Raw genomic sequence first — 16267 nt, forward strand, 5'->3', positions numbered from 1 at the left:
ACTCTAATGATTTTTAATGACCTTTACTAACTGAAGGGGCAGGGTTTGCCTTTTTATCGCATTATAGGCGACAATGGCGCATTTTTTTATTCATGTTTTCACTCATATTTATTGGAAGTCTGCTAAACCATGCTTGATACTGCAAAGAATCCGACTCGGCCTATCGCCTTAGATTTACAAGATGTCCATAAAAGCTACGGCTCGTTGGCGGTGCTAAAAGGGGTGTCTCTAACTGCTTATGATGGCGACGTTATCTCTATTTTAGGCTCGTCTGGCTCCGGTAAGTCAACCTTGCTGCGCTGTATTAACTTGCTCGAAAAACCCAATCAGGGGCGTATCATCATCGGCAATGATGAGCTGATGCTAAAGCCTGCCAAATCAGGCGAATTACAAGCGGCAGATATCAAGCAATTAGAGAGCTTACGCGCGCGCGTGGGCTTTGTGTTTCAAAACTTTAACTTGTGGCCACACAAAACCATTTTGCAAAATATCATCGAAGGACCAACGCAGGTCTTAAAAATTAAAAAAGACCAAGCGATTAGCGATGCAGAGAAACTGCTCGATAAAGTGGGTTTACTCGATAAAAAAGACGCTTATCCTGCGAATTTATCGGGCGGTCAGCGTCAGCGTGTGGCGATAGCACGCGCCCTTGCCATGCAACCTCAGGTGCTATTGTTCGATGAGCCAACCTCGGCCCTTGACCCCGAACTGGTCAATGAAGTACTTGCGGTCATGCGTGAGCTTGCCGAAGAGGGGCGTACCATGCTGATTGTTACCCACGAGATGCGCTTTGCCCGTGAGGTATCAAGCAAAGTGGTGTTCTTGCATCAAGGTATCATCGAAGAGATTGGTACACCTGAGCAAGTTTTCGACCATCCAAAATCTGAGCGCGTTAAAGACTTTATGGCATCGCATCGTCAAAACTAGAAGCGAATGTTTTACAGGTGTTTGGTTGAATGTCAAAAAACCTAAAACGCTTGTGATACAAAAGTTGCCCTCAGTAATTTTCTTGGCCTAAATTTTCTTAGTCTTTTTATTACCGAATAATCACAGTTGGTATGCAAAACGTTTGTTTTTGATATTTGAGTCAGGTATTATCAAAGGGTTTATAGGCAGTCGCAACTGGCGTCTGCCTATGTCTTTATGTTCATTGACTTGCTTATCTGGCAGGGACGTCAGAGAACAAAATATCAGAACCCTATATCAAAAACCTCATCAGAATTTAAGGAATGTATGATGTCGAATTCTCGCCTTTTGTGGTCATCGATGACCGTCACCGCCGCGCTTATGCTTGGCGCTTGTAGTCAGTCTGCTAATGACGCCACTGATAGCAGCGCTGATGCCCCTGCCGCAGAAACGGCCGGCAAGACCATTCGTATTGCCACTGAGGGCGCATACCCTCCTTTTAACTATACCAATGCCGATGGCAGCTTGGCAGGATTCGATATCGACGTCGCCAATGCCTTATGTGCGCAAATGCAAGCCAAATGTGAAATCGTTGCTCAAGATTGGGACGGTATTATTCCAGGTCTATTGGCGCAAAAATACGACGCCGTCATCGCTGGTATGTCAATCACTGAAGAGCGTCAAGAAAAGGTTGATTTCAGCGAGCCGTATTTCGCCAATACCATGGTTTGGCTTACCGATACCAAAGGCGGCTTTGACCCCAAATCCATTAAAAACCTAACCCTTGGTGGCCAGCGTTCAACGACACCTGGCGCGTATTTACAAGATAATTATGAAGGTAAAGACGGCAACACCGTCAAGCTTTATGATAATTATGACAATGCCTACTTAGACCTAAAATCTGGTCGTAGCGATGCGGTACTTGCTGAAAAAGTCTCTGCCAAATCATGGTTAGCGGACAATCCAGAAGGTTTTGGTATCGTGGGTGATGAGATTGATAACGACGATAATATTGCCATTGCTGTCCGTAAAGGTGACTCAATCAAAGACGACTTTAATAAAGCGCTGAGTGAAATCCGTAGCAACGGTGAGCTTGCCCGTCTTGAGCAAGAAAACTTCGGTCAGTAATTTGCTTGATGCGCTTTGCGAGAAGTCTTTAACTGATAGCTATTAGTCAACAGACGGTTTCAATAAGCGCCGATTAACCAATGTCTGACCCATTGCGGATGAATAACGGCTGGTAAATATATTAAGGAATAACCTCTATGATCACTTCAATGACCTCATCAATGAGCAAAAAAGCGCTATGGCTTGCGCCGCTTAGTGCAGCGATGCTGATGCTTGCTGCTTGTAACAATAGCTCAACGCCTACAGAAAATACGGACGCCGCTGCTACAAGCGACGCACCGTTACATATAAAAATCGCTACAGAATCAAGCTATAAGCCTTTTAGCTATACCGACGCCGATGGCAAATTAATCGGCTACGAGATTGAGCTGGTAGACGCCTTATGTGCGCAAATGAAAGCTGAATGTGAAGTTATCTCGCAAGATTGGGACGGCCTCATTCCAGGGCTAAATGCGCAGAAATTTGATGCCGCCATTGCTGGTATGTCAATCACCCCTGAGCGTAAAGAAGTCGTAGAATTTAGCGACCCGTACTTTCATACTGGCATTATCCTCATTGGTAAAAAAGGCGATGATATTACCGTCGATGGCCTAAAAGGTCAGCCAGTTGCCTCACAGCGCTCGACGGTTGCGTCACAATATCTACAAGAAAAACATGCCGACTCTGACATCAAGCTTTATGACACTCAAGACAACGCTTATCTAGACCTAACCTCAGGTCGCGTGCGCGCCATGATGTCTGATAAAGTCACTGGTATTGACTGGCTAAAAACCGACGCCGGTAAAGACTACGAAGTCAAAGGTCAAGAAATCAGCACCAGCGATGATGCGATGGGTATTGCCTTTCGTAAAGGCGATCCATTGGTTGCCAAGTTTAATAAAGCGTTGGCTGAACTAAAAGACAACGGCACTTACGACCAAATCACAGGCAGTTATTTTGGTACCAGCTCAACAGCGGCGGCGCAAAAAGCAGTAGCGACTGATGGTGTCAAAGAAGTGGTGGTCGTTGATGATGGTAATGTCGATGCCAATGCAGTAATAGCCAAAGAAGAGCAAGCAGAAACGGCGACTAATTAATAGAGCTGTCTCTCATAATCTATTAGATAAGCGCTGATTTTAATAAAGCACGTTTTAATTAAAGCGTGCTTTATGCCATCTACAATACTTTCCAAAGTACCAATGCCAATTAATAATGTCAAATAACAACATCAAGGATGATTATGAGCAACCATCTTCTTTTAGCCCCTATTCCTAGTACGCCCTCTGCCACCTCATCCGCCAGTAAGCACTTGTTAAAGACAAAATCGATGCTAGCCCTAGCGGCATTGTTGGCTTTAGCGGGCTGTAGTAATGGTCAAAATGAGACTAACGAAAGCGCAAGCGCAGAGACGACTAAAACGTCAGAAGCGGCTGATAATAATAGCGCGGCGACCGACGATGATAATATACTACGTATCGGCACCGAAGGCGCTTATGCCCCTTTTAATTATACCAATGCCGATGGCACGCTTGGAGGCTTCGATGTTGAAATCGCCAATGCTATTTGTGACGATTTGCAGATGACCTGTGAAATCATAGCGCAAGATTGGGACGGTATTATTCCTGGGCTTAAAGCGGGTAAATATGATGCCATCGTCGCGGCAATGTCGGTCACGCCAGAGCGCGCAAAGCAAGTGGCTTTTACCGATCCGTACTTTAGCAATGCCTTGGTATTTTTAGCCAAAAAAGACAGCAGCTTTGATCCTGCCAATAGCAGCGATATCAATGCCCATTCTATTGCCGCCCAGCGCTCGACCATCTCTTCGCAGTGGTTAGAAAATGCCTATCCAAAAGCTGATATGAAGCTTTATGATACCTTGAGTAATGCCTTTTTGGATTTGGGTTCTGGTCGCGTTGATGCCATGATATCTGACAAACTCCCAGCGCTAGAGTGGCTTGGCTCAGCATCAGGCAGCAATTATGCAATAAAAGGCGATGAGATAGATATCAATGATAATTTTGCAATTGCCGTGCGTCCTAACGATGAAGCCTTGCAAACCAAAATCAATAAATCTTTGGCCAATCTAAAATCCAATGGTACGTACGATAAAATCAATCAAAAATATTTTGCCGTACCAGCGAAGGTGGCAAACACTGAGACAGTATCAACCGAACCAACGGTAGAAAATGCAGCGCAATAAGCGCTTATTATCATTGTTATATTAATCACGGTTTTCCCTATTTAGCGGTAAACGTGAAGTCATAAAAGCAAAAAGACATTACCATCAGGGTGATGTCTTTTTTGCTTTAATAATAGGGTTACTTTACAACCAATACAGGGCGAGGGGGATAAATTTTTCGAAGCCTCTGGAGTGCAAAGCGCACGGCAAGCAAGAAAAATTTATCCTACTCGCATCTGGTTATTATTCTATCGATTTTTTTTAAAAATGATTATCATGATTCCTTACTCAAAGAATCACCACAATTTTATGCATTATGAAGGGTCAACTTTTATCAGATATCACTGATTTATAGGCTATTTATCCTGATAAGTATCTATTTAGGCAGCGCTTTTATGCGTGAGTATTAACATAGCTGGCAGCGAATATGATAAAATCAGCGCTCATTTCTACTGTGTCAATTTCCGCCGCCGTAATCGTATGGATATCACGTCATTCTATGACGCAAAAAACCGCCATCTATGCGGTTTGTCATACGACTATTCGCAGCGCTCAGCTATTGATGCTGATTCTTTTAACTCATATTTTGCAACTTGCTAATATAAAGAGACTGAGTGGATAATTGTGTTTGATTTACAAGGATTTGGCGCGCTATTACTAAGCGGCGCTACCGTCACTATAAAGCTGGCGCTGACCAGTTTGGTCATCGGTATGGCGTTAGGCTTGCTTGGCGCGACCGCCAAGATGTCCAATGTCTGGCTGCTGCGTAAGCTTGCGACGGTCTATACTGCCACGATGCGCGGCATCCCTGAGCTGTTATTGGTGCTGTTTATTTATTACGGCGGCTCGATATTGCTCATGAGTATCCTCAAAAAGTTCGGCTATAACGACTATATCGAGATTAGCGCGTTTTGGGGCGGGGTCATGGCGTTATCAATTGCCTTTGGTGCGTACGCGACCGAAATTTTTCGTATGTCCATTCAAGAGATTCCGGTAGGGCAAAGAGAAGCGGCGCAAGCGATTGGCATGCGACCTTTTCAGACTTTTTATCGTATTACCTTGCCGCAAGTCTGGCAGATTGCACTGCCAGGTCTCGGCAATTTGTTTTTGGTATTGCTCAAAGATACCGCCTTGGTGTCGGTCGTCGGTCTAAAAGATATCATGTATCAGTCCTCGCGTGCGGCGCAGTCGACACAGCAGCCGTTTACCTTTTATATGGCCGCGGCGATTATTTATTTGGGTCTGACCATGTTGATTACCGGTTTTATGATGTGGCTTGAGTGGCGTGCCAATCCGGCGGCGCGTTATGCTAAAAAGCTCAGCCGTCAAACCCACCATCAAACCACTCAAAGTCAATCGACCATAGGGTAGAGGAGAGATACTATGGATTGGAATTGGCAGGTCATTTTTGACCATATTCCTGATTTAATGGGTGGCGCGGTATTGACCGTCCAGCTCGTTGTATTCTCGGGTATTATTGGGTTGTTTTTTGGTTTGATTTTGGCATTATTGCGCCTGTCCAAAAATTGGCTGGTGCAAGTTTTACCATTTTTATATATCTTCTTTTTCCGTGGCACGCCGCTACTGGTACAGATATTTTTGATTTATTATGGGCTTGGGCAGTTCGAAGCGGTACGTAACTCGTTCTTATGGGAGCCGGTACTTAGCCAAGCTTATTGGTGTGCCATCATCGCCTTTACCCTTAATACCAGCGCCTATTTGGCAGAGATTATTCGCGGTGCAATCCAAAATATTCCTGTGGGCGAGCTTGAAGCCGCCGATGCCATTGGCATGTCAAAATGGCAGAAGCTGACGCGTATTACCTTACCGCGCGCTTTTGGCATTGTGATTCCTGCCTACAGTAACGAAGTTATCTTTATGCTAAAGGGAAGCGCGCTGGCATCCACCATTGCGTTGATGGATATCACCGGCGTTGCGCGTACGATTAGTGCGCGTACTTATACCTTGATGGAATTGTTCTTTGCGGCCGGTGTCGTTTATCTGCTGCTGTCGTGGGTGATTTTATTTAGCTTTAGATTGTTTGAAAAACGTATGAATCGTCACGCCAGCTATGTGCCGCCAGACGTGGTTACCAATACCATTCCTTAAAAGTAGGCACGGCAAAATAAAAAAGCTATAGTGGTCATAAATTAAAAAATCGGCCTTAAGGAAATAGTATGAGCTCATCGCCCCATATGTCCATCGCCAACGCTATTATTGGTAATGTGAAAGATACTGCTGGCACCACTGATACCAATAGTGATACCAGCATTGATAATAGCGAACGTCTGCGTACTTCTATCGGTAAAGTCGTCTGTGTCGGGCGCAACTATGCGGCGCATGCAGAGGAGTTGGGCAATGAAGTGCCTAGCGCGCCGATGCTATTTATGAAACCTGCCTCTTCGGTGGTATCTATCCATCAGGGTGTTGAGCGACCAAACCCTGCCATCTTTGGCGAAACCCACTATGAAGCTGAGCTTTGTATTCAGCTGGCAACAGACTTATCAAAAGCCACGCTTGCAGAGGCGAAACAAGCTATTGGTGGCGTGACATTAGGGCTTGATTTGACCTTGCGTGAGCTACAAACTGAGCTGAAAGAAAAAGGTCATCCTTGGGAGCGCGCCAAGTGCTTTGATGGCGCTTGTGTGCTTGCTGACTGGCTCGATGCAAATGCCTTTGGTGACTTCAAAAACGTCCATTACCAGCTGAATATTAATAACGAACTCAAGCAAGATGGCGATAGCGCCTTGATGCTATTTCCCGTTTATGAGTTATTGGTTAATATCAGTCACGCTTTTAGTTTGCAAGCAGGCGACGTCATTATGACCGGGACACCAAGCGGCGTTGGCGCTTTACATGCGGGCGATGTGTTGACTTTAAAACTAGGCGCTCATCAGTGGCAGACAGAGGTTAAATAAGTTTTTATCGCAGCTATCACCTATTAATCTGTAAAGGCATTAATGCTTAACGCTATCAAAAAAATCCCAAGTGAACGCTTGGGATTTTTTTGGTTTATCAGTGGTGATAGTCATTTATCCTAAGCTTATCATTAAATAACTATCAAATCGGCATTTGGTTTTCAACGTACTGTCATAAACACTCAGTAGAATTAGGCATAATTCGTATTTTGGTGATTGCAATTACGAGACTGCAATCAACTCTCTCATGCCAATCAAGCCTAACAGCAAGGTGACTGATAATGACATTATTGAATAACAAACAACCGCTTGCCCATGAAGTCGTTGAAGATTCTAATCCGAGCAACAATATTGATTTTCAAACCATTATTAGTCGCCGTTTAAATCGGCGTAGTATCCTAAAAGGTGGCACAGGATTGACGGCGGCGGCGTTTTTTGGAGCGCTACCTTTAGTTGGCTGTAGCGACGATGACGATAGTATTCCTACCAAAAATAATGGCAATGATGCTGCTATCCCTGCACAAGGTGATCTCAAGCGTCCCGAAACTTTGAAGTTTACCGCAGTGGCGCATTCGACTGCCGAAACCATGAGCGTGGCGGCAGGCTATAAGGCTGAGATAATACTGCCTTTAGGCACGCCGCTGATATCTGGCATTGATGATTGGAAAGACAATCGCGAGCAGTCAGCTGAGTCATTCGAATGGCGTATGGGTGATAACCATGATGGCATGTGGTTCTTTGGCAAAAAGGGCACTGCCTATGATGCCAAAGCATCAGAGAATGGACTACTGGTCATGAATCATGAATACGTCAATAGCAGCGAGCTGAGCCCATTTGGTTACCATGTGATCCAAGATAAAAATGCTGCGCCAATCTTTCAAAATCGTCGACTTGCAAGCGACGTACGCCGTGAGGTGAATTGTCATGGGGTAGCGGTGGTCGAGATGAAGCGCCGCGCCGATGGCATGGGCTATGAAATGGTCCCCAATTCAAAATACAATCGCCGTATCACCAGCAGTACAACCACGCAATTAGCAGGTCCTGTTGCGGGCTCTGATTTGGTCAAGACCAAGTTTGACCCAACAGGCTTTCAAACTCGTGGTATCAACAACAATTGCGGCGCAGGCTTATCACCATGGGGCACCTATCTAACCACCGAAGAGAATTTTTTAGGGGTGTTTGCCCGTGGGCAAGATGCCAGTCAGCTGAGCGCAGGACAAAATTATGGTCGCGAGCGCTATGGCGCAACGGAAAATTTCTCTGGCTTTGAATATCTTTGGCACACCCCTGATGCCAAAGATGCCAAGATCGTAGACGAGTTTTCACGCTGGGATATGACCGCCACTAGTGCTAGCGCTACTGACGATTATCGAAATGGTTTTAATACCTTTGGTTATATCACCGAAATTGATCCTTTTGATCAAAACTCCATGCCCCAAAAGCGCACGGCACTGGGACGTTTTGCTCATGAAAACTGTGCTTATGCTCCCGTTGAACAAGGCAAACCGGTGGTGTTTTATATGGGCGATGATGCTCGCGGTGAATATATTTATAAATTCGTCTCCAAAGCCACCTGGTCAAATGCTGATATCGGTGGTGGATTAAAAGCGGGTGACAAGTATTTGAATGAGGGCATGCTCTATGTTGCTATCTTTAATGAAAATGGTCACGGTGAATGGAAAGCGTTAATTCATGGTCAAAATGGACTGGATGCTTTGAACAGCGAGTTGCCTTTTCATGGACAAGATGAGGTATTGGTCTTTGCTCGCGCGGCAGCAGATGCAGTCGGTGCAACCAAAATGGATCGACCAGAATGGGTATCGGTCAGCCCGATAACGGGTGAAGTGTATGTGACTTTGACCAATAATAAATATCGTGGTGTACGAGATGATCAGCCAGTGTCGGCGTCCAATCCGCGCAGCTATAATACTGGCGGCAAAGCGCGTGGCAATGACAACGGCCATATCATTCGCTGGGCAGAAGCGGGCGGTGATCATGCGGCAACCAGTTTTGACTGGGACATTTATTTATTTGCTGCACCGAATGATTTAGTAGCAGAAAATTTATCGCAATTAAATGACAGTAATGATTTTTCTTCTCCCGATGGCTTATACTTCGATCCACGCGGCGTTCTATGGATTCAAACAGACGACGGCGCTTATACCGATACCAGCAGCTGTATGTTACTGGCAGCGCTACCAGGTAATGTAAGCGATGGCGCCATTCAAACCACGTCAGCAGGGCAACAAACCCGAGTCGGTATGCCTGCTAGCAATGATAACATCAAACGATTTTTTGTCGGTCCGGAGGGCTGTGAAGTCACAGGTATCACGATGACGCCAGACTTTAAAACCTTGTTTATTAATATTCAGCATCCGGGTAATACATGGGGAGCAGTGGCTGGCGGTAGTACCCCGCGCTCAGCGACAGTTATGATTACACGCGAAGATGGTGACGTCATACTGGCAGAATCCTTTGTCTAGTTAACTATTTGCATTAGTAATGATACGTCTGAACAAACATAAAAATCCTAAGTCATGGCTTTAGGGTTTTTGTGTTGTAGGCGATAGCTACTAATGGGTAAGTTTCGATATTTTATAGTTCCCTGTTTTTTTAACCATAAAAATACCTGATAGTTAAATCATTTTCTTCTGTTTATGGCATTTACAGGCTAGTATGGCAATTACCCTTAATCGCTTGCTGTAGCAACACTATGCCCAATCCAAGACCTATAGAAACCATACACGATTTATTTGCGACCACTCGGCGTCCCTCTGATGGTGAATTGAGCGCAAAAGCAGACTTTCAAGACGATGTCTATGAAGCGCTAGCAGAACTTGACTATATTTATGTCGATGAGCTGATCGCCAAAAATGTCGATAACAGTGTGATAAAACCGCATCAACCAATCTCTTTGGTGGATTTTTTTGAAGGCTTGGCGCAGCTTGCTACTATGGGTGTCGTGGAAGTAACGGATATTGTCGAAGCTATCCACCGTGAGATTTTGCTGCGTCCTTTGGGGCGGTTTAATAATGGTAATCTTGAGCACTGGCAGCGCGGTATCACCGGGCGCATTTATGGTACGGTGCGTCAAGCGATGCAATTGGTCGGCAACAATATTGCCATAGGGCTACGTTTGTATAACACGGTTTTAAAACCCAAAAAAATACAACCACTGCCTTTAAACTTACGGCGTATGGTCAATATCCTAAATGGCGTGATGGGCGACCACCTTGTCACCCATGACAATCCGTTGGCCGTGTCGATGATGCTATACGATAAAGACAATTATGTGCAAAGTGGCGCACTATCGGGGCGGGTGATTATTCTATGCCATGGGCTTTGTTTGAGTCATTTAAGCTGGCAAGTTGCGGGCGAAAATAATCTCGGTGCTATGCTGACCCACAAGTTGCCAGACAGTACAGTTTTATATTTGAACTATAATACCGGTCGGCGTATCTCCAGTAATGGGCGTAGCTTTGCTAAAGTCTTGCAAGATTTGGTGGAGAATAATCCAGATATCACCCAGCTTGACTTAATCGGCCATAGCATGGGCGGTTTGCTGAGTCGTAGCGCGCTATTTTATGGTAAAGAACAAGGTTTTAGCTGGGTCGAACGCGTGGGCAATCTTATTACTTTAGGCTCGCCACATCATGGCGCAAGCTTAGAGCAGATTGGTCATTTTGTTCAAGATAAAATCGCTAAATTGCCTTTTGCAGGCTCATTAGCCAAGTTAGGCGACTTGCGTAGTGCGGGAATTATTGATTTACGTTACGGCAGTATTCGCGATGCGGACTGGAAATCAGCTGAAGGGCGCAGTGTGCTGCCCGCAGAATTTCGCCATCCGACGCGCTTACCTTTACATGTAAATACCTATCTGGTCGCGGCAGCTATGGTTGAGGTGCATTATAAATCTAAGACCACAAGCTTACTCGGTGATGGGCTGGTTTCGGTAGAATCGGCACTTGGCGAATATACCGAAGAGCATACATTGAATGTGCCCGAGGGTCATAAGGCGATATTTTATGGCGTCAATCATATGAATTTAACTTATAACGATCGGGTGCTTGCGCAAGTGATTTCTTGGTTATCAGCCAATAGATTAGGCGACGCGCATGACGCCAAATATGGGCTTGATAGCCGTATCTATTCTTATCCGATAGATTACGAGGTCGAGATTTAAGGTGTTAACACTATGAATGTTATTATCAATAAAATTATAAAAACGAAAAACCCTCAAGCATGACACTTGAGGGTTTTAAATTTTAGGGACGGTAGAAAACAGATAAGAAGCTATTCAGCAAAAATAGCCGCTACATCGTCTTTATCAAATTTGTAGACCTCACCGCAAAATCCGCAGTCCATCTCAAACGTACCGCCTTGTTCGTCCACGATATCTAACGCTTCGGTTTCACCGATTTGCTCGATGGCCATCTCACACTTCTCGCGTGAGCAGGTGCAGCCAAACGATAACGCTACAGGCTCAGGGGCAACGACTTTTTCTTCATTATACAAACGGTACAGGATTTCATTGGCATCAAGCGTGGTCAGCTCTTCTGCTTTTAGCGTGCGCGTGAGCACACTTAAGCGTGTCCACAAGTCATCATCGATACCAGCATCTTGGTTTTGCTCGACTTCATAGGTCTCGGCTGCGGTACGAGGTAGCATTTGCACCAAGATACCACCGGCTTGCAAACCATCGGATGCCAGATTGATCAGCGTTGGAATCTGCGCCGATTGTTTTTGATAATGCGCTAAGCAATCAGCTAAGTTGTCATGGCTACGCTCAACGATACCTTGATACGGCTCGCCGCCATCAGGCTGGATGTTGATAAATAACACGCCTTGACCAGCAGCGCCGAGCTCAGCAAAGGCGTCTTTGGCATGGATCATATTTTCCCACGCTTGCACTTGCTCGTCGGTGTCATTTTTCCAGCTGGCAAGGGCGCGAATGATACCGTCTTGGTCGCATTCTGCCATTGCCCAATTGAGCAAGCTGTCACTATCTGATGATTGTAATTGAATCGATAAGCGACCATTAATTTTAACGGTACTGATCAACAAGCTTGCCGCCGTCAGCATCTCACCTAATAAGCGCTTAATGGCTTCAGGATAAGCTTTTTGGGCAATGGTCGTCGCATAGCTGCGCGATAGGCGCACCACATCGCCGCGCACCGGTGAGTCTTCGATAAAAAAGCGTTGGCGTACGTCATTATCGCGGTGGCTGCTCGCTTGTTGATCGACATTTGGGACTTGAGTATCTTGGGTCATAGGTCATAACTAGTATTAAGAAGTTGTTAGCTTTATGGGGATTAATGATTATTTATCAATCATAGCGGCTTGGTTATTGGCGTAATTTAAATGATTGTTAAACGAAATCTGCAAAATATCAGTCTCATTAAAAAAAGTTTACCCCAATCACGCAAATTGTTGTACAGTAACATTAAGTTGCATAGTTATAACCTAAAGCAACAGCATGGATGCATGACGGAAAAGTCAGCCAAGGGCTTATATAAAGTCAAATAATGGCATAAATACCGTCAAAGTCCCCTCCTAGTTTGTATAAATGTGATAAAAGGATGTATCTCATGACCTACTTAATCTCAAAACCGCTAACGTTGGTTGCCTTTATGGCACTTGGCCTAGCGGGCTGTAATAATAGCAATCAAACCAACACCGAAGCGCCGCCAGCAGATGGCACGGCGACGACAGAAGCGGCAGCAAATACCAACGGTACGCTACAAAAAATCAAAGAATCGGGCACTATCGTGGTCGGTCACCGAGACTCTTCTATCCCCTTTTCTTACATCGCTGATGACCCAAATCAGCCGATTGGCTATGCGCACGATTTAGAAATGAAAGTGGTCGATGCGGTAAAAGAAAAGCTTAATATGCCGGATTTAAAAATTCGTTATAACTTGATTACTTCGCAAACGCGTATTCCACTGGTGCAAAACGGCACGGTCGATTTTGAATGTGGCTCAACCACCAATAACGAAGAGCGCCAAAAACAAGTGGCTTTCTCAAATGGTTTCTTTGAAATTGGCACGCGTTTATTGACCAAAAAAGACTCAGGTATTCAAGATTTTGAAGACCTAAAAGGTAAAACTTTGGTCACCACTGCTGGTACGACCTCAGAGCGTTATATTCGTGAATACAATGATAAAAATGAAATGGACATCAATGTCATCTCGGCAAAAGACCATGGCGAAGCTTTCCTTATGCTAGAAAACGGCCGTGCCGATGCCTTTATGATGGATGATGTACTACTTGCCGGTGAAAAAGCCAAAGCCAAAAATCCAGATGAATGGGTGATTGTTGGTACGCCGCAATCGTTTGAGATTTATGGTTGTATGATGCGTAAAGACGATCCTGAATTTAAAGCGGTGGTCGATGAAGCGCTTGCCAATGTCTTTAGCTCAGGCGAGATTAATAGCATTTATGATAAGTGGTTCACCAACCCAATTCCGCCAAAAAACGTCAATCTAAACTTTGAGATGTCAGACAATCTAAAAGCCTTGATTGCCAATCCACATGATAGCGCTCAGCCAAAAGTCGCGACAGCACAGTAATTATTGTCCCTCAACATAGCTTGCTTACGCGCTCAGATTGACAGCAATGTCAATCGGGCGCGTTAGCTTTTCAATCGCTGCTTGGAGAGACAATCATGAATTATAGCTGGAACTGGGGTGTGCTCTTTGAGCAGACCGGTATCGGTAACGAGCTTTACCTGCATTGGATGGTGACCGGTCTTGGCTGGCTGCTATTGATTGGCAGTATCGCTTGGGCGATTGCCATGGTGATTGGTACTATTTTGGGCATCATGCGCACCTTGCCAAATAAAGCGGCGCGTAGTATTGGTACCGCTTATGTGACATTTTTTCGTAATATTCCTCTTCTTGTACAATTATTCTTTTGGTTTTATATCGCCCCCGGTTGGCTGACGCCTGCACTACAAGAGTGGTGGTATAAAGACTTATCGCCTAATACCTCAGCCATGCTGTCCGCCAGTATTGGCTTAGGATTATTTACCGCCGCGCGTATCGTTGAGCAGGTGCGTACCGGTATCGAATCCTTACCTGAAGGGCAAATCAATGCTGCTTACGCGCTCGGCTTTACGATTCCGCAGGCGTATAAAGAAGTGCTACTACCGCAGGCATTTCGTGTTATTTTGCCACCACTAAGCTCGGAGCTCACCAACTGCTTTAAAAACGCGTCGGTAGCGTCGCTGGTCGGGGTGATGGAGCTGATTAGCCAAACCAAAACCATCAGTGAATATACCCAAAACAGCCTCGAGATTTACACTTATGCGACCATTATTTATCTGGTTTTTAATCTGTCGTTAATTGCCATTATGGGACTGATTGAGCGTAAATTACGAGTACCTGGGCTGATTGCAGGGAGTCAAAAATGAATATGATGACCGAACTTGCAACGGCGTATCCGGGCTTGATGGGCGGTATGCTGACCACCTTAAAAGTATTGTTTCTCGCTATCTTAGGCGGTATTAGCTTAGGCACGGTATTGGCTCTAATGCGTTTGTCCGGCATCAAAGCGCTAGAAATTCCTGCCAAATTATACGTCAATTACTTTCGTTCTGTGCCGTTGCTATTGGTATTGCTGTGGTTTTATTTTGCCGTACCGATGATGTATTTTTGGATAGCCGGTAAATATTTACAGCTCGATACCGCGTTTACCTCGTGTGTGGTCGCTTTTATGATGTTTGAAGCGGCGTACTTCTCAGAGGTGGTGCGCGCAGGTATCCAATCTATCGGTAGCGGGCAAGTGAATGCCGCAAAGGCTCTTGGCATGACTTATGGGCAAACCATGCGTTTGGTGATATTGCCGCAAGCTTTTCGCAAAATGCTACCGCTGATTTTACAGCAATGTATTATTTTATTCCAAGATACGACGCTGGTTTTTGCTATTGGGTTGACGGATTTTTTCCGCGCCGCTTACGTTCGGGGTGAGCTGATGGGCTTACTGACGCCTTATATTTTAGGCGCGGGAGCTGTTTATTTTATTATCAGCTTAAGTGCCTCTATCGGCGTACAGCAATTGCAAAAACGCTTAAGGTTTTAATTTAAATTTGGCGCAGTATTTTACTATTAAGATTTTCATTTAATAATGATGAAAAAAGTGGTTAGGAGCCAGTGATGAATGAGCCAGTGATAAATGAGCCAGTGATAAACAATGCTGACACCTATATAAATGAATTTGGCGGACTGGTCACCGACAATGGTCATGCGAGCGCTGAGATAGTCATCAAAATGACTGACGTTAGCAAATGGTACGGTGACTTTCAGGTGCTAACTGACTGTACTGCTCACGTGCATAAAGGCGATGTGGTGGTGGTTTGTGGGCCATCGGGCAGTGGCAAATCGACGCTTATTAAAACCGTTAATGGGCTTGAGCCATTTCAAAAGGGCGAGATCATGGTCAATGGTATCTCAGTTGGCGCGGCAAAAACCAATTTGCCTAAGCTGCGTAGTAGCGTCGGCATGGTATTTCAACATTTTGAGTTGTTTCCGCATCTGACTATTATCGATAACTTAACGGTCGCACAAATCAAAGTGTTGGGCCGTAAAGAAGATGAGGCTAAGAAAAAAGGCATGGCCTATCTCGACCGTGTGGGCTTAAGTGCGCAAGCGCCAAAATACCCCGCCGAGCTATCAGGCGGACAGCAGCAGCGCGTAGCGATTGCGCGTGCTTTGGCGATGGATCCGGTAGCGATGCTATTTGACGAGCCAACTTCCGCACTTGACCCAGAGATGATTCAAGAAGTGCTCGATGTGATGGTCGAGTTGACCCGCGATGGCATGACCATGATGTGCGTGACCCATGAAATGGGCTTTGCCAGTCAGGTGGCCAATCGGATTATTTTTATGGATGAAGGGCATATTGTCGAAAACTGTAGTAAGGATGAGTTTTTTGAAGGCGCAAAAAGTGAGCGCGCGCAGCTGTTTTTATCAAAAATTCTCAATCATTGAAACTAAGTACTGTGTTTTAAGTATCTATCAAAGCGTCTTTAATAAAGGCGCTTTTTTATGTCTTTTACTTTTTGCTCATTACTCTCAGCTTACAAGTGTTCCCTATTTGCTGCTACAATAGACGCCATCAGTTTTTAATCCTATTCCAAATTCATAACAAATAATAA

General features: G+C 45.1%; 14 protein-coding genes. 13 read left to right on the plus strand and 1 reads right to left on the minus strand.

The window, feature by feature from the left end:
* Positions 1-129 precede the first annotated feature (129 nt).
* The 9 genes from JMX70_RS05935 to JMX70_RS05975 all read left to right on the plus strand — a co-directional run bounded on the left by JMX70_RS05935 (position 130) and on the right by JMX70_RS05975 (position 11293).
* A complete protein-coding gene (locus JMX70_RS05935; protein ID WP_068406004.1) occupies positions 130-927 on the plus strand; it encodes an ABC transporter ATP-binding protein in 798 nt (265 codons plus the stop codon).
* A gap of 309 nt (positions 928-1236) precedes the next feature.
* Positions 1237-2034 carry a transporter substrate-binding domain-containing protein gene (locus tag JMX70_RS05940; protein ID WP_369957937.1) on the plus strand — a complete coding sequence of 266 codons (798 nt, stop codon included), beginning with the start codon at positions 1237-1239 and terminating at the stop codon, positions 2032-2034.
* A 137-nt stretch (positions 2035-2171) separates the two neighbouring features.
* Complete coding sequence (locus JMX70_RS05945) at positions 2172-3110, plus strand: transporter substrate-binding domain-containing protein (protein WP_200662561.1); 939 nt, start codon at positions 2172-2174, stop codon at positions 3108-3110.
* Positions 3111-3253: 143 nt separating this feature from the next.
* Positions 3254-4213: an ABC transporter substrate-binding protein gene (locus JMX70_RS05950; protein ID WP_201590408.1), complete on the plus strand. Its 960-nt coding sequence runs from the start codon at positions 3254-3256 to the stop codon at positions 4211-4213.
* A gap of 603 nt (positions 4214-4816) precedes the next feature.
* On the plus strand, positions 4817-5563 hold the full coding sequence (locus JMX70_RS05955; protein ID WP_068405995.1) for an ABC transporter permease: 747 nt from the start codon (positions 4817-4819) through the stop codon (positions 5561-5563).
* 12 nt (positions 5564-5575) lie between these two features.
* On the plus strand, positions 5576-6301 hold the full coding sequence (locus JMX70_RS05960) for an ABC transporter permease (protein WP_193031118.1): 726 nt from the start codon (positions 5576-5578) through the stop codon (positions 6299-6301).
* 179 nt (positions 6302-6480) lie between these two features.
* Positions 6481-7110 (plus strand): fumarylacetoacetate hydrolase family protein, encoded by a 630-nt coding sequence (locus JMX70_RS05965; RefSeq protein WP_369958255.1) that lies wholly within the window; start codon positions 6481-6483, stop codon positions 7108-7110.
* 281 nt (positions 7111-7391) lie between these two features.
* Positions 7392-9593, plus strand: a complete 2202-nt coding sequence (locus JMX70_RS05970; protein ID WP_193031114.1) for a PhoX family protein — start codon at positions 7392-7394, stop codon at positions 9591-9593.
* A gap of 230 nt (positions 9594-9823) precedes the next feature.
* Positions 9824-11293: a PGAP1-like alpha/beta domain-containing protein gene (locus JMX70_RS05975; RefSeq protein WP_193031112.1), complete on the plus strand. Its 1470-nt coding sequence runs from the start codon at positions 9824-9826 to the stop codon at positions 11291-11293.
* Between the two features lie 110 nt (positions 11294-11403).
* On the opposite strand, the gene hslO is transcribed toward JMX70_RS05975, so the two are convergent.
* On the minus strand, positions 11404-12381 hold the full coding sequence (gene hslO / locus JMX70_RS05980) for an Hsp33 family molecular chaperone HslO (protein WP_193031110.1): 978 nt from the start codon (positions 12379-12381) through the stop codon (positions 11404-11406).
* A gap of 317 nt (positions 12382-12698) precedes the next feature.
* Here hslO and JMX70_RS05985 point away from each other — a divergent pair, with 317 nt between their 5' ends.
* From JMX70_RS05985 to JMX70_RS06000, 4 genes are all read left to right on the plus strand, one after another.
* On the plus strand, positions 12699-13682 hold the full coding sequence (locus tag JMX70_RS05985; RefSeq protein WP_193031108.1) for a glutamate/aspartate ABC transporter substrate-binding protein: 984 nt from the start codon (positions 12699-12701) through the stop codon (positions 13680-13682).
* Between the two features lie 95 nt (positions 13683-13777).
* A complete protein-coding gene (locus JMX70_RS05990) occupies positions 13778-14524 on the plus strand; it encodes an amino acid ABC transporter permease (RefSeq protein ID WP_193031106.1) in 747 nt (248 codons plus the stop codon).
* Positions 14521-15192 carry an ABC transporter permease subunit gene (locus tag JMX70_RS05995; RefSeq protein ID WP_068405974.1) on the plus strand — a complete coding sequence of 224 codons (672 nt, stop codon included), beginning with the start codon at positions 14521-14523 and terminating at the stop codon, positions 15190-15192. The genes JMX70_RS05990 and JMX70_RS05995 overlap by 4 nt, the downstream gene beginning before the upstream one ends.
* A 188-nt stretch (positions 15193-15380) precedes the next feature.
* Entirely contained in the window at positions 15381-16100 is a 720-nt protein-coding gene (locus tag JMX70_RS06000; protein ID WP_201590625.1) for an amino acid ABC transporter ATP-binding protein, read from the plus strand.
* Positions 16101-16267: the final 167 nt, after the last annotated feature.

This window comes from Psychrobacter pulmonis (assembly GCF_904846465.1).
Taxonomy (GTDB): Bacteria; Pseudomonadota; Gammaproteobacteria; order Pseudomonadales; family Moraxellaceae; genus Psychrobacter; species Psychrobacter faecalis.